This is a genomic window from Streptomyces sp. NPDC101166 (assembly GCF_044768125.1).
Lineage (GTDB): Bacteria > Actinomycetota > Actinomycetes > Streptomycetales > Streptomycetaceae > Streptomyces.
Genome location: NZ_JBIWPF010000034.1, coordinates 14,572 through 33,315 on the forward strand (window position 1 = coordinate 14,572; position 18,744 = coordinate 33,315).

At 70.5% G+C, this 18,744-nt stretch carries 18 protein-coding genes; 9 read left to right on the top strand and 9 right to left on the bottom strand.

Annotated elements, in window-relative coordinates:
- The first annotated feature begins 118 nt into the window (after positions 1-118).
- The 4 genes from ACIRS4_RS34625 (at position 119) to ACIRS4_RS34640 (ending at position 3,760) form a co-directional block, all read left to right on the top strand.
- Entirely contained in the window at positions 119-712 is a 594-nt protein-coding gene (locus ACIRS4_RS34625) for a hypothetical protein (RefSeq protein ID WP_404203631.1), read from the top strand.
- Positions 713-850: 138 nt separating this feature from the next.
- The gene (locus ACIRS4_RS34630; RefSeq protein WP_404203633.1) at positions 851-1,216 is read left to right on the top strand and encodes an ASCH domain-containing protein; all 366 of its coding nucleotides are present in this window, start codon (positions 851-853) and stop codon (positions 1,214-1,216) included.
- An 885-nt stretch (positions 1,217-2,101) separates the two neighbouring features.
- Positions 2,102-2,308, top strand: coding sequence for a DUF5999 family protein (locus ACIRS4_RS34635; protein WP_404203635.1), 207 nt, complete (start codon positions 2,102-2,104; stop codon positions 2,306-2,308).
- 408 nt (positions 2,309-2,716) lie between these two features.
- A complete protein-coding gene (locus tag ACIRS4_RS34640) occupies positions 2,717-3,760 on the top strand; it encodes a LacI family DNA-binding transcriptional regulator (RefSeq protein WP_404203637.1) in 1,044 nt (347 codons plus the stop codon).
- A 64-nt stretch (positions 3,761-3,824) separates the two neighbouring features.
- On the opposite strand, the gene ACIRS4_RS34645 is transcribed toward ACIRS4_RS34640, so the two are convergent.
- From ACIRS4_RS34645 to ACIRS4_RS34685, 9 genes are all read right to left on the bottom strand, one after another.
- Positions 3,825-4,898: an endo-1,4-beta-xylanase gene (locus ACIRS4_RS34645; RefSeq protein ID WP_404203639.1), complete on the bottom strand. Its 1,074-nt coding sequence runs from the start codon at positions 4,896-4,898 to the stop codon at positions 3,825-3,827.
- A gap of 74 nt (positions 4,899-4,972) precedes the next feature.
- Complete coding sequence (locus tag ACIRS4_RS34650; RefSeq protein WP_404203681.1) at positions 4,973-5,737, bottom strand: carbohydrate ABC transporter permease; 765 nt, start codon at positions 5,735-5,737, stop codon at positions 4,973-4,975.
- 62 nt (positions 5,738-5,799) lie between these two features.
- A complete protein-coding gene (locus ACIRS4_RS34655) occupies positions 5,800-6,819 on the bottom strand; it encodes a carbohydrate ABC transporter permease (RefSeq protein WP_404203641.1) in 1,020 nt (339 codons plus the stop codon).
- Positions 6,820-6,825: 6 nt separating this feature from the next.
- The gene (locus ACIRS4_RS34660) at positions 6,826-8,118 is read right to left on the bottom strand and encodes an extracellular solute-binding protein (protein WP_404203643.1); all 1,293 of its coding nucleotides are present in this window, start codon (positions 8,116-8,118) and stop codon (positions 6,826-6,828) included.
- Positions 8,119-8,433: 315 nt separating this feature from the next.
- Entirely contained in the window at positions 8,434-9,102 is a 669-nt protein-coding gene (locus tag ACIRS4_RS34665) for a potassium-transporting ATPase subunit C (RefSeq protein ID WP_404203645.1), read from the bottom strand.
- Between the two features lie 5 nt (positions 9,103-9,107).
- The gene (gene kdpB, locus ACIRS4_RS34670; RefSeq protein WP_404203647.1) at positions 9,108-11,240 is read right to left on the bottom strand and encodes a potassium-transporting ATPase subunit KdpB; all 2,133 of its coding nucleotides are present in this window, start codon (positions 11,238-11,240) and stop codon (positions 9,108-9,110) included.
- A complete protein-coding gene (gene kdpA / locus ACIRS4_RS34675) occupies positions 11,237-12,916 on the bottom strand; it encodes a potassium-transporting ATPase subunit KdpA (protein ID WP_404203649.1) in 1,680 nt (559 codons plus the stop codon). The genes kdpB and kdpA overlap by 4 nt, the downstream gene beginning before the upstream one ends.
- Positions 12,917-12,922: 6 nt before the next feature.
- Positions 12,923-13,012 (bottom strand): K(+)-transporting ATPase subunit F, encoded by a 90-nt coding sequence (gene kdpF, locus ACIRS4_RS34680; RefSeq protein WP_037817630.1) that lies wholly within the window; start codon positions 13,010-13,012, stop codon positions 12,923-12,925.
- Positions 13,009-13,215 carry a hypothetical protein gene (locus tag ACIRS4_RS34685; RefSeq protein WP_404203652.1) on the bottom strand — a complete coding sequence of 69 codons (207 nt, stop codon included), beginning with the start codon at positions 13,213-13,215 and terminating at the stop codon, positions 13,009-13,011. The genes kdpF and ACIRS4_RS34685 overlap by 4 nt, the downstream gene beginning before the upstream one ends.
- A 316-nt stretch (positions 13,216-13,531) precedes the next feature.
- Here ACIRS4_RS34685 and ACIRS4_RS34690 point away from each other — a divergent pair, with 316 nt between their 5' ends.
- The 5 genes from ACIRS4_RS34690 to ACIRS4_RS34710 all read left to right on the top strand — a co-directional run bounded on the left by ACIRS4_RS34690 (position 13,532) and on the right by ACIRS4_RS34710 (position 18,729).
- A complete protein-coding gene (locus ACIRS4_RS34690; RefSeq protein WP_404203654.1) occupies positions 13,532-15,487 on the top strand; it encodes an amino acid transporter in 1,956 nt (651 codons plus the stop codon).
- Positions 15,488-15,524: 37 nt separating this feature from the next.
- A complete protein-coding gene (locus ACIRS4_RS34695) occupies positions 15,525-15,923 on the top strand; it encodes a molybdopterin-binding protein (protein WP_404203656.1) in 399 nt (132 codons plus the stop codon).
- 147 nt (positions 15,924-16,070) lie between these two features.
- Complete coding sequence (modA, locus tag ACIRS4_RS34700) at positions 16,071-16,877, top strand: molybdate ABC transporter substrate-binding protein (RefSeq protein WP_404203658.1); 807 nt, start codon at positions 16,071-16,073, stop codon at positions 16,875-16,877.
- Positions 16,862-17,668 (top strand): ABC transporter permease, encoded by an 807-nt coding sequence (locus tag ACIRS4_RS34705; RefSeq protein WP_404203683.1) that lies wholly within the window; start codon positions 16,862-16,864, stop codon positions 17,666-17,668. The genes modA and ACIRS4_RS34705 overlap by 16 nt, the downstream gene beginning before the upstream one ends.
- The gene (locus ACIRS4_RS34710) at positions 17,665-18,729 is read left to right on the top strand and encodes an ABC transporter ATP-binding protein (protein WP_404203660.1); all 1,065 of its coding nucleotides are present in this window, start codon (positions 17,665-17,667) and stop codon (positions 18,727-18,729) included. The genes ACIRS4_RS34705 and ACIRS4_RS34710 overlap by 4 nt, the downstream gene beginning before the upstream one ends.
- The last annotated feature ends 15 nt before the right edge of the window (positions 18,730-18,744 follow it).

The following is an 18,744-nucleotide window of genomic DNA, read 5'->3' on the forward strand; positions in this document are numbered from 1 at the left end:
ACGTGTCTGTCGGTTCCCTCACCCCGGCCACCACCTCTGTGACCTTCCCCGAGAGCTGACAGCGCCGTCCGCCCCCGCCCTCGCGCCACCGTGCCTGTCGAATGAGAGGCGACCCACCATGCCGCTGCATGTCCCCCCGGCTCCCGCGCCCGCCCTGCGCTCCGTCCTCACAGCCCTTGCTTCGCCCACTGCGGTCAGTGCGGCGAGGACCCCCTCGCTGCGTGACGCCGAGGGGCCGGCCGTTCCCGAACTCCCCCTGCCCCTGCATGTGCTGGACCGGATCACCTCCGAGGGCGTGTCGGCGACCCGGCTGGCCGGCTGGCGGTTCCTGATCCGCTGCGGCGACCGGGCGGTGGCCGCGGCCGAGACCCGACTGACCGCGGACGGCTGGGCGTTCTCGCACTTCTTCGAGGGCCCGTACATCGCCTCCACCGAACGGGCCCTGCGCCAGGCCGAGTCGACGCCCCAGCCGTACCAGGCGAGACTGCTGTCCGTGCCCGGCCTCTACATGCTCACCCTGTGGCTGCACGGCGACTGCGCCTCCGACGGCGTCGCGGGGCACCCCGCGGCGACCGATCTGCTGGTTCCGCTGGCCCCCGCGCCGCCCGGGATCGCGGCCCACCGGCCGCACCGGGTAGCCGAGTTGCTGCCGGTGCTGACCCTGCGGGTGACGCCGCCGGCCCCCCTGCTCGGCTCCCCCGCCCCGGCCTGACCGCCCCGACCGCCTCGTCGTGCCCCGACCGCCGCGGCGGCGGGGCACGGCACCGCTCGTGATCAGCAGACCCGGGCCCGAGCCATCCACCGGATAATGCGACGCGGAGGGCTTGCTCGCTCCTTTAGGGTGCGCCGAATGGACGACAGCACTTCATGGCAGCACTCGACGGCGACTCAGACCCTGTACTTCCATCCCGATTATCTCGATGCGGTACGCGCCGAACGGAAGACGACCACGGTACGTTTCCATGACCCGGTGGAGACCGGCCCGGTGAGCCTGGTGTTCGAGTCGGACGATGAGGTGGCACTACCGGGTGTCGTCACGCAGGTCATCGCCAAGACGGTCGCCCGGCTGAGCGAGTCGGACGCCCGAGCGGACGGTTTCCGTGATCTCGCCGAGCTCCACGACAGGCTGCGGTTTCACTACCCCCGGATCGAGCCGACCGACACCATCGCCATCGTGCACTTCCGGTTGGTGAAACAGCGGCGCCGCCTGCAGTGATTCGGTGTCGACAGAAGTGCCTGATGAAGTGGCTTGCGTCCGAAAAGTGCCACCTGGGCGTGTGTCGAGATGCTTCTCCGTGGCGATTTTTGCCGCTCGTAAGGTGTTTTCGACGAGACGGTCGAGTGTGGCTGGGAAAAGGTGAGGGTGCCCGCTCAAGGAAAGAGTGAAGCGTCCACGGACGACATACGTTCGCTCTACCCCCGGTGTTCACGGCCCAGGAGAGCGCCGGCAACCAGCCAGTGGAATACAGCCCCGCCGGAAAAGGTCGGCGGCAACTCGCCGACCTTTTCGAGCCGCTGCAATCTCGCACGAAGCCCCTCGGTCCACACCGCTCGGGCCGCAGGGCAAAGCCGATGCTGCCCCCCTGCATCCCCCTCCGGACCATCGCACACGAACTCGCCGGCAAGGCCGACTCGCCTGGCTGTCGTGCACATCACCGGGAAGCCTCGACCGACGCCTGACTGATCATTCTGAATGAACTCGGCTGTAGAGCACGACAGTTGAGACAACCGGAGGCCGAACAGTCCATGCGTCAGGTGATCTTGCAACGGCTGGCCTGTGGTAGCGGTGCTGCCGACCGACGGGCCGACCATTCTGCACACACGAACTAGCCCCATCGGGCCACCGGAAACCACCCGAAGTGACAGTGCGGTCGGGATGAACCGTCCGGGTGGGTGATGCGTCATGAACCTGTGAGAGGCGGTGCAGCGAAATCCCTGCGGATCGACGCCCGTGGGGCAACACTGGGTTCCGACCGACTTATCACAACGGGGGGCGGCCTTGAACGACGTTTCACGCCGCGGGACAGACGCGACACACTCGACCGACGCGATACACCCGACAGACACCTCACATCTCACGACAGAGCGAAAGATCTCCTCCATGTGCCAGCACAAGCCACCGTGCCCCACAGCCGACTCCGCCGACCGGGAATCCGCCCGTCTCCTGGCGCACCACCCGGAGCAGGGCTGGAGCCTGCTGTGCAACGGCGTCCTGCTCTTCGAGGACACCGGTGAGCTCCTCCCCGACGGCCAGATCATCGCGCCGCACCGCCCGCTCGACGCCGGCCGCGTGGTGACCGCCGCCTAAGGGCTGTCCCGTAATCCCTGGTGGATCAGCGTGCGGCGTCAGATGCGGTGCATCGCAAGGCGGAGGGACGTCCGCATACGGGATGTATGCGGACGTTCCGACAACGCGGCGAGGTGCCGTAGCTGTCGTCGCACGCCCGCCAGGGATTACGGGACAGCCCTCAGGCACCCGCATCCCCGGGGCGCGCCCCCGGAGCCTGGCCGGCCGGCGTCGAGCGACGCCGGCCGGTGTACCGAGGGGCCGGGCCGCAGCCGCCGCTGCGCACCGGCCCCGACGCGCGTCCGGAGCCGGTCACAGGCCGTAGCCGACCGATTCCCCTCCTGCCCGTCTTCCCCCGACCGCCCACTTTCCGGAAGACTCCTGGAAGTTTCGCGCCGGCGCCCGCAGCGGCGCTACGGAGGTGGGGAAGTGACAACGGACGACACGGCGCCCGCGTCCCGGGGCAAGGTGACCATCACGGAGATCGCCCGGCGGGCCGGCGTCTCGGTGCCGACAGTGTCCCGGGTGGTCAACGGCCGCTCCGACGTGGCGCCCGAGACCCGGGCCAGGGTCGAGGACCTGCTGCGCCTGCACGGCTACCGCAAGCGTCCCGCCCCCTCCGCCCCGGCCCGCGCCACCCTGCTCGACCTGGTCTTCAACGACCTCGACAGCCCTTGGGCGGTGGAGATCATCCGCGGCGTGGAGGAGGCCGCGCACGCGGCGGGCGCGGGCACCGTGGTGTCGGCGATCCACGGGCGTTCGGGCGACGCCCGGGAGTGGCTGCGCAATCTGCGCGCCCGCGCCTCGGACGGCGTCATCCTCGTCACCTCGGCCCTGGAGCCCACCCTGCACGAGCAGTTGCGCATCCTGGGAGTGCCGCTCGTGGTGGTCGACCCGACCGGCTCCCCGGCTTTCGACACCCCCACCATCGGCGCCGCCAACTGGTCGGGCGGACTGGCCGCGACCGAGCACCTGCTGTCCCTCGGCCACCGAAGGATCGGATTGATCGCCGGTCCGCCCCGACTGCTGTGCTCCCGCGCCCGGTTCGACGGCTACCGGGCGGCCCTGGAGGCGGCGGGCCTCGGCGTCGACGAGTCCCTGGTCGTGACCGGCGACTTCCGGCCCGAGTCGGGATGCACCGGGTGCACCGCCCTGCTCGACCTGCCCGAGCCGCCGACGGCACTGTTCGCGGCCAGCGACCAGATGGCTCTCGGCGCGATCGAGGCGCTGCGCCGGCGCGGACTGCGGGTGCCGGAGGACATGAGCGTGGTCGGTTTCGACGACCTGCCCGAAGTGCGCTGGTCCGCACCGCCGTTGACCACCGTGCGTCAGCCCCTGGCCGACATGGGCAAGCTGGCCGTGCGCACGGTGCTGCGCCTGGCCCGCGGCGAGCGCCCGGACTCGCCGCGGGTGGAGTTGGGCACGGAGCTGGTGGTGCGCTCCAGCACCGCGCCGCCGGCCACGGCGCGGTGAAAGCTCCGTGAGGTGAAGGCTCCCTTGGCGAAAGACCTATGGTGGAGGCCCCTTGCAGGGGTCGTCAGCGCCGCTTCAACGCGTCCCGGATCGCGTGGTACGCCGGCTTCGGCGCGAACTGCTCGTCCCAGGGCAGGGCGGCCCCCTCGCCGGGGAAGAACGCCGGGATCCACGAGTACTTGTCGGTCCAGTCCCACACGGTGATGCCGATGCACCGCCGCACCGCGAGGCACGCCTTCGTCAGGTCCCGGTACCAGTCGGCCTGTTGGGCCAGCTTCTCCTCCGTCGCGGGCAGCAGCATCCGTACGTCGACCTCGGTGAGCGCGGTGTCCAGGCCGAGCCGGGCGAAGCGGCGGAGGTTGTCCTCCAGCGTGGTCGGATAGCCGTACTGGAGCGCCAGGTGCGCCTGGAGGCCGAAGCCGTGGAGCGGGACGCGCTGGGCCTTGAGCTGCTTGGCGAGGGCGTAGTAGGCGTCGCTCTTCGGGCCGACGGCCTCGACGTTGTAGTCGTTGACGTAGAGCTTGGCCTTCGGGTCGGCCTCGTGGGCCCAGCGCAGGGCGTCGGCGATGTAACCGGGGCCCAGGGTCTTGTAGAAGATCGACTCGCGCCAGGTGCCGTCCTCGTTGAAGGCCTCGTTGACGACGTCCCAGGCGTAGACCTTGCCCCGGTAGTGGCGCACCTCGGTCTGGATGTGGTTCTTCAGCACGGCCCGCAGTTCGTCCGCCGTCCACTGCCTGCTCGTGAGCCAGCCGGGCAGCTGGTTGTGCCAGACGAGGGTGTGGCCGCGGACCTTCTGCCGGTTGGCACGGGCGAACTCCAGGACCTCGTCGCCCTTGGTGAAGTCGAAGACGCCCTGCCGGGGTTCGGTGGCGTCCCACTTCATGCCGTTGCCGGGGGTGATCATGCCGAACTCGTGGCCGAGGATCTTCGTGTAGGCGGTGTCGGTGAGCACGGGGTTGTCGGTGGCGCTGCCGAAGTAGCGGCCGTGGCGCTGCGCCAGGTCGCCGAGGGTCTTCGCGCGGTGCTGCTCTCCCGCCTGGGCGGCGGGGCCGCCGGCGGTTCCGGCGGCGACGAGCAGGGCGGCGAGGGCTCCGGCGAATCCGAGCCGGAGACGGGAGGGGCGGGTGGTGCTGGGCATGGTGCGACTCCTCACGGTGCGGGGTGTGGGTGAGCCGTACGGGGGTGCTGGTGCCGTGCGTCCGCGGGCGGGCGTCATCCCTTGCTGGCGCCGGCGGTGAGCCCGCCGACGAGCTGGCGCTCGGCGACGGAGTAGAGGGCCAGGGCGGGGACCATGGCGAGGACCAGATAGGCGAAGACACGGGCGTACTCCGCCGAGTACTGGCCCTGGAACTGCTGGACGCCGATCGGGATCGTCCACCAGGTGGAGTCGGTGAAGACCAGCAGCGGCAGGAGGAAGTTGTTCCAGCTGCCGACCACGGCGAGGACGGAGACCGTGCCGAGGGCGGGGCGGGCCATGGGCAGCAGGATCCGCCAGAAGAAGCCGAGCGGGCCGCAGCCGTCGATGGTGGCCGCCTCCTCCAGCTCGGCCGGGATCTCCCGGAAGAAGCCGCGCAGGATGACGATGGTCATCGGCAGCCCGAACGCGGCCTGCGGCAGGATCACGCCGAGGGGGTTGTCGAGCAGGTCCAGCGAGCGCAGGAGCAGGAAGAGGGGCAGGGCGGCTACGGCGAAGGGGAACATCAGCCCCATCGTGAACAGGGTGAACAGCGCCTCGCGGCCGCGGAAGGCGAAGCGGGCGAAGGAGAACGCCGCGAGTGCGGACACGGCGACCACGACGACGGTCGTCCCGACGGCGATCAGCGTGCTGCTGCCGAGCAGCCGCCAGAAGTCGCCGCCGCCCAGGATGTCGGTGTAGTTGGAGGTGACCCAGGTGTCGGGCAGTCCGACGGGGTTGCGGGAGAGCTCGTCGGTGGACTTGAAGCCGGACAGCACGGCGTAGACCAGGGGCACGACCATCACCGTCGCGACGGCTACGAGGACGACGTGCAGCGGAAAGGTACGTCCGGACTTGCGGGCGCTCACGAGCCGCCTCCTCGCAGGGTCGTGGTGGCGCCCTCGAGGTCCCGGCGGAGCACGAACCGCTGGTAGGCGAGGGCGAAGACGAGGCAGACGGCGAACATCGCCACGCTGATCGCGCTGGCGTAGCCGACCTGGTAGCGCTTGAAGCCGTACTGGAACATGGTCACGGCCATCGTCTCGGAGTGGTGGTCGGGGCCGCCCGCGGTGGTGACCCAGACCAGGTCGAAGAGCTGGATCGCGCCGATGACGGACAGGAAGACGCTGATGCGCAGGGTCGGTCCGAGCAGCGGCAGGGTGATGTGCCGGAACCGCTGCCAGGGCCCGGCCCCGTCGATGAGGGCCGCCTCGGTCAACTCGGCCGGGATGGACTGGAGTCCGGCCAGGTAGAGCATCATGTGGAAGCCGAAGTACTTCCATGTCATGACGAGGAACAGGGTGGCCATGACGGTGGACGGGTCGGCGAACCACTGGCCGCCGGCGCCGTCCAGGCCGACCGCGTCGAGCACCTGGTCGGCGAGGCCGTCGTCCGGAGCGAAGATCATGCCGAACAGCACGCCGGTGATCGCCTCGGAGAGGATGTAGGGCGCGAAGAACAGCATCCGGTACACGGCCCGGCCGCGGATGCGCTGGTTGAGGGCGACGGCCAGGGCGAGCGCGAACGGCAGCTGCAGGGCGAGGGAGAGCAGCACCAGGACCAGACAGCGCCACAGGTCGCCCAGGAACACCGGGTCCTTGAAGAGCCTGGTGAAGTTGTCGCCGCCGACGAAGTCCTCGGGCATGCCGAAGCCGCCCCAGCGGAAGAACGCGGCGTACAGCGCGAACAGCATCGGCAGCAGCACCAGCACGCCGAACAGCACCAGAGCGGGAGCCTGGAGGCCGACGGCGGTCAGCCAGTTCGACGTCCGCCGCCGCGCCCGGCCCCGGGCCGCCGCCTCGGAGGCGGTGGCCGCAGGGCCGTCGTCGGGGCCGTTGCTCTCGCCGGGGCCCTTGCGCTCGTCCGGGAGGAAGGTCGAGGTCATCGCGGCCTACTGCTCTTCCTTCGCGACCTTGGTGATCGACTCCGTGACCTGCTGCGCTGAGCGGGACCCCGCGATGAGCGCGGCGACGCTGTCGTTGACCTCCTGGCCGACGGCGGGCGCGTACGCCTGGTCCAGGTAGAGCTGGAATCCGGTGGCCGCCTTCAACTGGGCTTGTACGGCTGTGAGGTTGGGGTCGGTGAGCGCGCTCTCGGCGGCCGGGACGATGGGCAGCACGCCGGTCTTCTTGACCAGTTCGGTGTCGGTGGCGGCGGAGGCGAAGAACTTCAGGAAGTCGACGGCCGCTTGCGGCGCGCCCGCACGCAGGGCGTGGCCGCCGCCCCCGCCGAACACCTCGGTGAGCGCGCCCTTGCCGCCCTGGACCTCCGGGAACGGGAAGAAGCCGAGGTCGGCGCCCAGCCCCTTGCCCGCGTCGGCCTGCACCACCGGGGCCCACTGGCCCATGAGTTCCATCGCGGCCTTGCCGTTGCCGACGGCGGCGGCCTGGCCGGCCGGGGTGGAGTAGGCGGCGCCGAGGAAGCCCTTCTGGAACGGCTGGAGGTCGACGAGTTCCTGAAGGTGCTGCCCGGCCTGGACGAACCCTTCGCCGGTGAAGTCCTTGCTGTCGCTGGCCTTTTGAAGGGCGTCGATCCCGGCGGTGCGCATGGCGAGATAGGCCCAGTAGTACATGCCGGGCCACTTCTCCTTGCCCGCCAGGGCGAGCGGAGTGATGCCGGCGGCCTTCAGCTTCTTCACGGCGTCGAGGAATCCGCTCCAGGTGGTGGGGGGCGCCGCGATGCCGGCCCGCCGGAAGAGGGACTTGTTGTACCAGAAGCCGATCATGCCGATGTCGAACGGGATGCCGTAGACCTTCTCGTCGACCAGGTACGGCTTCCTGGCCACCGGGAGCAGCCCCTGCGACCAGTCCTTGGTGCGGTCGGTCAGGTCCTCGACGAGTCCGGCGTCGATCTGCTGCTTCAGGACGCCGCCGCCCCAGGTGTGGAAGATGTCGGGCAGTTTGCCCGAGGCGGTCAGCGCCGTCATCTTCGACTTGTAGGCGTCGTTCTCCAACTGGACTATTTTGACCTTGACTTGGGGATTCTGCTTCTCGAACTGCTTGGCGAGGAGAGCCCACACGTCCTTGGCGGGTTGGGTGGTGGAGATGTTCCACCACTCGATCGTGGTCGTCCCCGACGACCCTCCGTCCGAGCCGCCGCCGCAGGCGCTCAGTGCCGTCATGCCCACACCGGCCGCGGCGGAGGCCGCCAGGAAGCCTCGGCGGGAGAGTGCCGGGTCGCCCATGGTGCGCTCCTTGAGTACGGGACGGCCCCCACGACCGTCCACCGAGATCGAAAGTTTCGACGCTGATCCAGAAAGGTTCGCTGCTGCCGCACCCTAGAGACAGGCTCCGACGGGTGGCAACCCCTTGAACACAGCGAATCCTCCGACGGTCGGAACCGTGCGGCGGATCATCTCGCTGATCCCGCAGTCAGAAGACGGGATACGAGTCGTGAAGGATAGGAGGCGAAGCGGGCGAAACATTCGCTCTCAACAGCGAACCTTCCGGTGTTGCGCATCCCAGGCCCGCGCCTTGGCGGACCGGGAGCGCCCGTGTCGTCAGCGGTCTGTGGTCAGCCCCCGGAGGGCGACGTTGAGTTCGAGGACGTTGACCCGGGGCTCACCGATGAAGCCGAGGGTGCGGCCCTGTGTGCAGTCCTTCACCAGCTTCTCGACCCGCGTGACGGGCAGGCCGTTGCGTGCCGCCACGCGGCGCACCTGCAGTTCGGCGTAGGCCGGGGAGATGTCCGGGTCGAGGCCGGACCCCGAGGAGGTGACGGCGTCGGCGGGCACCTGGGAGGGCCGCACCGGGTGGCCGGGAACCGAGTTGTCCTTGACGACGGCCGCCTTGGCCGCCTTCACCCACTCGATGAGCTCCCGGTCGTCGCCGGAGCGGTTGGTCGCGCCGGAGAGGATCAGCTTGTACCGCGTGTTGACGCTGTTGACGCCGAGGCCGTTCTGCGGGCGGCCCTGGAACCACTTCAGGTCGGGCGCGGGGGTCTCCTGCCCCTTCGTCAGGGGCAGGTCGTAGGCCTGTCCGATGAGGGAGGAGCCGACGACCCGGCCCTGCGCCGAGATCTCGGAGCCGTCGGCCTTGTCGCGGAACAGGCTCTGGGCGACGCCGGTGACGGCCAGCGGGTAGAGGACGCCCGTCACCAGGGTCAGCACGAGCAGGGCGCGCAGGCCCGCCGCGAGCAACCGGGCCGTGTTGAGAAAGGAGTTGTTCATGGCGGTCAGCCGATCCCGGGGACGAGGGAGACGAGCAGGTCGATGAGCTTGATGCCGATGAAGGGCGCGACCAGACCGCCGAGGCCGTAGATCGCGAGGTTGCGCCGGAGCATCCGGTCGGCGCTGACCGGCCGGTACCGCACGCCCTTCAGGGAGAGCGGCACCAGCGCGATGATGATCAGCGCGTTGAAGATCACCGCGGAGAGGATCGCCGAGTCCGGCGAGGACAGGTGCATGATGTTGAGCTTGTCCAGGCCGGGGTGGACCGCGGCGAACAGCGCCGGGATGATCGCGAAGTACTTGGCGACGTCGTTGGCGATCGAGAACGTCGTCAACGCACCCCGGGTGATGAGGAGTTGCTTGCCGATCTCGACGATCTCGATGAGCTTGGTCGGGTCGGAGTCGAGGTCGACCATGTTGCCGGCCTCCTTGGCGGCCGACGTGCCGGTGTTCATGGCGACGCCGACGTCCGCCTGGGCGAGGGCGGGCGCGTCGTTCGTGCCGTCGCCGGTCATCGCGACGAGCTTGCCGCCGGCCTGCTCCCGTTTGATGAGGGCCATCTTGTCCTCGGGGGTGGCCTCGGCGAGGAAGTCGTCGACGCCTGCCTCCTCGGCGATCGCCCTGGCGGTGAGCGGATTGTCGCCGGTGATCATGACGGTCCTGATGCCCATGCGGCGCAGTTCGTCGAACCGCTCGCGCATGCCGTCCTTGACGACGTCCTTGAGGTGGACGACGCCCAGCACCCGGGCCACGCCTCCGTCCTCGACCGCCACGAGCAGCGGCGTACCGCCGGCCGCGGCGATCCCGTCGGTCAACTCCTGTGCGTCCGCAGCCACTCGGCCGCCACGCTCGGTCACCCAGGCGGCGACCGAGCCGCTCGCCCCCTTGCGTATCCTGCGGCCGCCGACGTCCACGCCCGACATCCGGGTCTGGGCCGTGAAGGCGATCCACTCGGCGTCGGCCAGCTCGCCCTGGTGCCGCTCGCGCAGCCCGTAGCGCTCCTTGGCCAGCACGACGACGGAGCGCCCTTCGGGCGTCTCGTCGGCCAGCGACGACAGCTGGGCGGCGTCGGCGAGTTCGGCCTCCGTCGCCCCGCGCACCGGCACGAACTCGGCGGCGCGACGGTTGCCGAGGGTGATGGTGCCGGTCTTGTCGAGCAGCAGCGTGGAGACGTCGCCGGCGGCCTCGACCGCGCGTCCCGACATGGCGAGGACGTTGCGCTGGACCAGCCGGTCCATGCCGGCGATGCCGATCGCGGAGAGCAGCGCGCCGATCGTGGTCGGGATGAGGCAGACCAGCAGCGCCACCAGTACGACCATCGTCACCCGGGCGCCCGCGTAGTCGGCGAACGGCGGCAGCGTGGCGCAGGCCAGCAGGAAGACGACGGTCAGCGAGGCGAGCAGGATGTTCAGCGCGATCTCGTTGGGCGTCTTCTGCCGGGCCGCGCCCTCGACGAGGCCGATCATCCGGTCGATGAAGGTCTCACCGGGCCTCGTCGTGATCTTGACGACGATCTGGTCGGAGAGGACCTTGGTGCCGCCGGTGACGGCGCAGCGGTCGCCGCCGGACTCGCGGATGACGGGCGCCGACTCACCGGTGATCGCGGACTCGTCGACGGAGGCCACGCCCTCGACGACGTCGCCGTCACCGGGGATGACGTCGTCCGCCTCGCAGACGACGAGGTCGCCGATCCTCAACTCGGCGCCGGGAACGCTTTCCTCGACGGCGCCGACGACCCGCCGGGCCACCGTGTCGGTCTTGGCCTTGCGCAGCGTGTCGGCCTGCGCCTTGCCGCGGCCCTCGGCGACCGCCTCCGCCAGGTTGGCGAAGACCACGGTCAGCCACAGCCAGGCGCTGATGGTCCAGCCGAACGGGTCGCCCGGGTCCTTCAGGGAGAACGCGGTGGTCAGCAGTGAGCCGACCCACACCACGAACATGACGGGCGACTTGACCATCACCCGCGGGTCCAGCTTGCGCAAGGCGTCCGGCAGCGACCGGACCAGCTGGCCGGGGTCGAACAGTCCCGCGCCGACACGGCCCTCGGAGGGCTTGTGCCCGGTGGGCACGTCGCTGTGCGGCACCCGGGTCGGGGTGGCTGTGGACATCGAGTCCTCTTGGTTCTCGGTACGGGTGGTCATGCCGCCAGCCCCTCTGCGAGCGGCCCGAGCGCGAGGGCGGGGAAGTAGGTGAGACCGGTGATGATCAGCACCGCGCCCACTAGCAGGCCGGTGAACAGCGGTTTCTCGGTGCGCAGCGTGCCCGCGGTGACCGGGACCGGCCGCTGCTCGCCGAGCGAGCCGGCCAGCGCCAGCACGAACACGATCGGCAGGAACCGGCCGAGGAGCATCGCCAGGCCCAGGGTGGTGTTGAACCATTGCGTGTCCGCGTTCAGGCCGGCGAAGGCCGAGCCGTTGTTGTTCGCGGCGGAGGTGTAGGCGTAGAGGATCTCGGAGAAACCGTGCGCCCCGGAGTTGGTCATCGAGTGGACCGGGGTCGGCAGTGCCATCGCGGCGGCGGTCAGGACCAGTACCAGCGCCGGTGTGACGAGGATGTAGCAGGCGGCGAGCTTGATCTCGCGGGTGCCGATCTTCTTGCCGAGGTACTCGGGCGTGCGGCCGACCATCAGCCCGGCGATGAACACCGCGATGACCGCCATGATCAGCATGCCGTAGAGGCCGGAGCCGGTGCCGCCGGGCGCGATCTCGCCCAGCATCATGCCCAGCATGGCGATCCCGCCGCCGAGGCCGGTGAAGGAGGAGTGGAAGGAGTCCACCGCGCCGGTCGAGGTGAGCGTGGTCGACACCGCGAAGATCGACGAGGCGCCGACCCCGAAGCGGACCTCCTTGCCCTCCATGGCTCCGCCGGCGATCTGGAACGCCGGGCCGTGGTGCGCGAACTCGGTCCACATCATCAGAGCGATGAAGCCGGCCCAGATGGCGCCCATCGTGGCGAGGATCGCGTAGCCCTGCCGGACCGAGCCGACCATGACGCCGAACGTCCGCGTCAGCGAGAACGGGATCACCAGCATCAGGAAGATCTCGAAGAGGTCGGTGAACGGCGTCGGATTCTCGAAGGGGTGTGCGGAGTTGGCGTTGAAGTAGCCGCCGCCGTTGGTGCCGAGCTCCTTGACGGCCTCCTGCGAGGCCACCGCCCCGCCGTTCCACTGCTGCGACCCGCCCAGGCTGTGCCCGTCGAGGAACTGACCGACCTCGTGGATGCCGGAGAAGTTCTGGATCACGCCGCAGGCGACCAGTACGATCGCCGCGACGAAGGCGCCCGGCAGCAGGATGCGGGTGACGCCGCGCACCATGTCGGCCCAGAAGTTGCCCAGTTCGCCCGAGCGCGAGCGGGCGAACCCGCGCACCAGGGCCACCGCGACGGCCATGCCGACGGCCGCGGAGACGAAGTTCTGCACGGCCAGCCCGGCGGTCTGCACCACATGGCCCATGGCCTGCTCGCCGTAGTACGACTGCCAATTGGTGTTGGTCACGAAGGACACGGCGGTGTTGAACGCCTGGTCCGGGTCGATCGACCTGAAGCCCAGGGACAGCGGCAGCACGCCCTGGATCCGCTGGAGCAGGTAGAGGAAGAGGACGCCGGCCGCCGAGAAGGCGAGCACCCCGCGCAGGTACGCGGTCCAGCGCATCCGCGTGTCGGGGTCGGCGCCGATGCCCCGGTAGATCCACTTCTCGACCCGCCAGTGCCGGTCGGAGGAGTAGACCTTGGCCATGTGGTCGCCGAGCGGTATGTGGGCGAGGGCCAGCGCGCCGACGAGGGCGAGCAGTTGGAGGACGCCCGCGAGTACGGGACCCATCGATTCTCAGAACCTCTCGGGGAAGAGCAGGGCGAGGACGAGATAGCCCAGCAGGGCGACGGCCACGACCAGGCCGACGACGTTCTCGGCGGTCACAGCTTCGTCACCCCCTTGGCGACGAGGGCCACCAGGGCGAAGACCGCGATCGTGGTGACGACGAAGGCCAGATCGGCCATCGTGAGCTCCTGAAGTCGGGGATGCGGATCGGACGTCCAACGCGCGGCATCGGGCGTCGAACGCTGTCGATGTCGAGGAAACAACCCCGGTGGCCGGAAGCGAGCGCCGTTGACGGCTCCCATACGCCGCTCCACCCGCCCTTGACGGGACTCATACGCGCGTGACGCTGGGTGTCCGACGACGCCTCACGGCCCCGTCACCCGCGCCTGCTCCCCCGTACGGCGCAATGCCCTCCGTACCCGCCCCGGCATCGCCCTCCGACGCTCTTCGCAGGTCCGCCCGGCGAGTCTTAACACAAGCTTGACGCCGCGAACCCCCTTCCGCCGTGGGCCCACGCATCACTCTCCGCTTACGCTGAGGCGGCCGTCCGCGTGATGGCCAAAAACCGCGCACCGCGCGCCGCACCACAGGCCCAGCCGCACCTCAGGAGCACCGCCGATGGCCACCACCGAGCACCCCGCATCCGGCCGCCTTCGCGCGTGGATGCTGGAGGGCCTGTCCGACATGGGCAAGGACGGCGGCCACCAAGGCCCGCACGCGGCGCCGGAACCGGCCCACGAGGGTCAGCGCTGGTACCGGGTCATGTGCCTGACCGGCGTCGACTACTTCTCCACCCTCGGCTACCAGCCGGGCATCGCCGCCCTCGCGGCCGGACTGCTGTCGCCGATCGCGACGATCGTGCTGGTGATCGTCACGCTGGCCGGGGCGCTGCCGGTCTACCGGCGCGTCGCCGAGGAGAGCCCGCGCGGCGAGGGCTCGATCGCCATGCTGGAGCGGCTGCTGTCGTTCTGGAAGGGCAAGCTGTTCGTCCTGACCCTGCTCGGCTTCGCCGCCACCGACTTCCTGATCACCATCACCCTGTCCGCGGCGGACGCCTCCACCCACCTCGTGGAGAACCCGCACCTCAACAGCGCCCTGCACGACCGGCAGATGCTGATCACGCTCATCCTCGTGGCGCTGCTCGGCGCGGTCTTCCTCAAGGGCTTCCTGGAGGCGATCGGGTTCGCCGTCGTCCTGGTGGGCGTCTACCTCGCGCTGAACGCGGTCGTCGTGGTCGTCGGGCTGTGGCACATCGCCACCGAGGAACACGTCGTCACCGACTGGTCGAGCGCCCTGACCGCAGAACACGGCAACGTCTTCGTCATGATCGGCCTGGCCCTGATCGTCTTCCCCAAACTCGCGCTCGGCCTCTCCGGCTTCGAGACCGGCGTCGCCGTCATGCCGCACGTCCAGGGCGAGCCCGGCGACACCGACGAACGTCCGACCGGCCGCATCCGGGACACCAAGAAGCTGCTCACCACCGCCGCCCTGGTCATGAGCGGCTTTCTGATCACCACCAGCTTCATCACCACCCTGCTCATCCCGGAGAAGGAGTTCGAGCCCGGCGGAGACGCCAACGGCCGCGCGCTCGCCTATCTGGCGCACGACTACCTGGGCAACGTCTTCGGCACGGTCTACGACGTCTCGACGATCGCCATCCTGTGGTTCGCCGGGGCCTCCGCGATGGCCGGCCTGCTCAACCTGATGCCGCGCTACCTGCCTCGCTACGGCATGGCCCCGCACTGGGCCCGCGCCGTGCGCCCGATGGTCATCGTCTTCACCCTGGTCGCCTTCCTCGTCACCTGGATCTTCGACGCCGACGTCGACGCCCAGGGCGGCGCGTACGCAACCGGTGTGCTGGTGCTGATCAGCTCGGCGGCGATCGCCGTGACCATCGCCGCCCGCAAGGCCGGACAGCGCAAGTGGACGATCGCTTTCGCGGTCATCGCGGCGGTGTTCCTCTACACGACGGTCGTCAACGTCATCGAGCGTCCCGACGGCGTGAAGATCGGCGCCTGTTTCATCGCCGGCATCATCCTCGTCTCGCTCCTGTCCCGGCTGGCCCGCGCCTTCGAACTCCGCGTCACCGGCGTGACGCTCGACCCCATGGCGGAACGTTTCATCCGGGACATGGCCAGCCGGAAGATCCGGTTCATCGCCAATGAGCCCGACCAGCGCGACAAGGCAGAGTACCGCGACAAGATCGAGCAGATCCGGTACGACAACGACATCCCCGGCCAGGAGGACTTCGTCTTCGTCGAGGTCACCGTCCTGGACCCGTCCGAGTTCGAGGCGAACCTGACCGTGCGCGGCGAGGTCCTGCACAACCGCTACCGGGTCCTGACCCTGGAGTCCTCCTCGATCCCCAACGCCCTGGCCGCGCTGCTGCTCCACGTCCGCGACGCGACGGGCTGCACGCCCCACATCTACTTCGAGTGGACCGAGGGCAATCCGTTCGCCAACTTCCTGCGCTTCTTCCTCTTCGGTCAGGGCGAGGTCGCCCCGGTCACCCGAGAGGTCCTGCGCGAGGCGGAACCGGACCGCGCCCGCCGCCCCCGCGTCCACACCGGCTGACGCGGGCCCGGCCGGCCGGTGCCCCTATCGTGACGGCATGCAGTCCTACACCATCGGCCAGGCCGCGCGTCTGCTCGGCGTGAGCCCCGACACCGCGCGCCGCTGGGCCGACGCGGGCCGGGTGGCGACCCACCGCGACGAGACCGGGCGACGTCTCATCGACGGCGAGGACCTCGCCGCGTTCTCCGTCGAACTCGCCCAGGCGGGCAGCCCCGAGGAGGGCGCGGCCTCCTACACCTCGGCCCGCAACGCCTTCCCCGGCATCGTCACCGCGATCAAACTCGGCGACGTCGCCGCCCAGGTGGAGATCCAGGCCGGCCCGCACCGCCTGGTCTCCCTGCTCACCCGGGAGGCCGTGGAGGAACTCGGCCTGGAGATCGGCATGGAGGCCACCGCCCGCGTGAAGTCGACCAACGTCCACATCGACCGCGTCTGATCGCAGTCGGCAAAGCACATGCACCCCTCAGGCATCGTTCTCGGCGGCTGATGCGAGGCCAGCAGGCGATCACACCTCGCACATGCGGCATTATCATCACGGCAGGGACCCGTTCGAGGGACCGACGACACCGAGGAGATCGCCGTGATGACCCGAACCAGGCGCCGGGCCCGCCGGACGTCGCAGGCCGCCGCCTCGGCGGTCGCGCTGCTGGCCCTGGCCGGCTGTTCCGACGCCGAGGGCACGGCGACCGACGCCTCCGGATCCCCGGCGAAGCCCTCGGGGACGGTGACCGTCTTCGCGGCCGCCTCCCTCAAGGAGAGCTTCACCGCGCTCGGCAAGGAGTTCGAGAAGACCCACCCCGGCACCGAGGTCACCTTCAGCTTCGGCGGCAGCGACTCCCTCGCCGCGAGCATCACCGGCGGCGCCCCGGCCGACGTGTTCGCCGCCGCCAGCGCCAAGACCATGGCGATCGTGACGGACGAGAAGGCCAACGCCTCCGCCCCCGTCACCTTCGCCCGCAACCGGCTGGAGATAGCCACCGCCCCGGGCAACCCCGACAAGATCGCCTCCCTGAAAGACCTCACCAGGCCGGGCCTGAAGGTCGTCCTGTGCGACAAGAGCGTCCCGTGCGGCGCCGCCGCCCAGAAGGCCCTCACCGCCGGCGGCCTGAAGGTCACCCCGGCCTCCTACGAGCAGGACGTCAAAAGCGCCCTGACCAAGGTCGAGCTGAAGGAGGCCGACGCCGCGCTGGTGTACAAGACCGATGTGCACGCGGCGGGTGACAAGGTGGAGGGCGTGGACTTCCCAGAGTCGGCCGGCGCCGTCAACGACTACCCCATCACCCTCCTCGGGGACGCCCCGAACCCGACGGCGGCCCGTGCCTTCATCGACCTCGTGCGGTCCGCGCAGGGCGCCCGCGTGCTGTCCGAGGCCGGATTCCTGAAGCCGTGAAACGCGGGGTCCGCGCGGGCGTTCCCTTCGCGCTCCTCCTGCCCGCCCTCCTCGGACTGGCCTTCCTCCTGCTGCCGCTGGTCGCTCTCGTGGTGCGCGCCCCCTGGCACCACCTGCCCGAGCAGCTGACCAGCGACGCGGTCTGGCAGGCGCTGCGGCTCTCCCTCGTCTGCGCCACCGCCGCGACCGCGGTGAGCCTGGTCGTCGGCGTGCCCCTGGCCTGGCTGCTGGCGCGCGCGGACTTCCCCGGCCGCGGCCTGGTCCGCGCCCTGGTCACCCTGCCGCTGGTGCTGCCCCCGGTGGTGGGCGGTGTGGCGCTGCTGCTGGCCCTCGGCCGCAACGGCGTGGTCGGGCAGTGGCTGGACGCCTGGTTCGGCGTCACGCTCCCCTTCACCACGGCGGGCGTCGTCGTCGCGGAGACGTTCGTGGCGATGCCGTTCCTCGTCATCAGCGTCGAGGGGACCCTGCGCGCCGCCGACCCCCGCTACGAGGAGGCCGCCGCCACCCTGGGCGCCTCCCGCTTCACCGCTTTCCGCCGCGTGACCCTGCCGATGGTCGCCCCGGGCATCGCGGCCGGCGCGGTGCTGGCCTGGGCACGCGCGCTCGGCGAGTTCGGCGCCACGATCACCTTCGCGGGTAACTTCCCCGGCCGCACACAGACCATGCCGCTCGCCGTCTACCTCGCCCTGCAGAGCGACCCGGAGGCCGCCATCGCCCTCAGCCTGGTGCTCCTGGTCGTGTCCGTGGCCGTCCTGGCGGGCCTGCGCGACCGCTGGATGACCGCGCCATGACCGCGGCCGGCGCACCCCTCACCGCGGGCCTGGACTCCCGCCTCGTCGTCGACCGCGGCTCCTTCCGCCTCGACGTGACGCTCCGGGCCGCGCCCGGCGACGTCGTGGCCCTGCTCGGCCCCAACGGCGCCGGCAAGACGACGGCCCTGCGCGCCCTGGCCGGGCTCGTCCCGCTGGCCGAGGGCCATCTGCGCCTGGACGGCGAGGCGCTGGAGCGCACCGCGCCGGAGTCCCGTCCCGTCGGCGTGGTCTTCCAGGACTACCTGCTCTTCCCGCACCTGAGCGCACTGGACAACGTGGCGTTCGGCCCGCGCTGCCAAGGCGCCACCAAGGCGCAGGCCCGCGCACAGGCCGCCGGATGGCTGGAGCGCATGGGTCTCACCGAACACGCCGGCGCCAAGCCCCGCCGACTGTCCGGCGGCCAGGCCCAGCGCGTCGCCCTGGCCCGCGCCCTCGCCACCCACCCCCGGCTGCTGCTGCTCGACGAGCCGCTCGCCGCGCTGGACGCCCGCACCCGGCTCGAGGTGCGCGCCGGGCTGCGCCGCCATCTGGCGGCGTTCGAGGCCGTCGCCGTCCTGGTCACCCATGACCCGCTGGACGCCATGGTCCTCGCGGACCGTCTGGTCGTCGTCGAGCACGGCCGCGTCGTCCAGGAGGGCGCCCCGTCCGACATCGCCCGTCATCCCCGCACGGAGTACATCGCGCAGCTGGTCGGCCTCAACCTCTACCGGGGCCGGGCCGACGGGCACACGGTCCATCTGGACGCGGGGCCCGCGCTGACCACGGCGGAGGAGCTCTCCGGCCCGGTCTTCGTCGCCTTCCCGCCGAGCGCGGTCACCCTCCACCGCGACCGCCCCGCCGGCTCCAGCGCCCGCAACATGTGGCGCTGCGAGGTGGCCGGTCTGGAGACCCACGGCGACCAGATCCGCGCCGACCTCGGCGGCGAACTCCCGCTGGCCGCCGACCTCACCACGGTCGCGGCCGCCGAGCTGGACCTGCACCCCGGCGCCACGGTCTGGGCGACGCTCAAAGCGGCACAGACGCACGCATACCCGGCATAGCGCCGACCGGGCCCT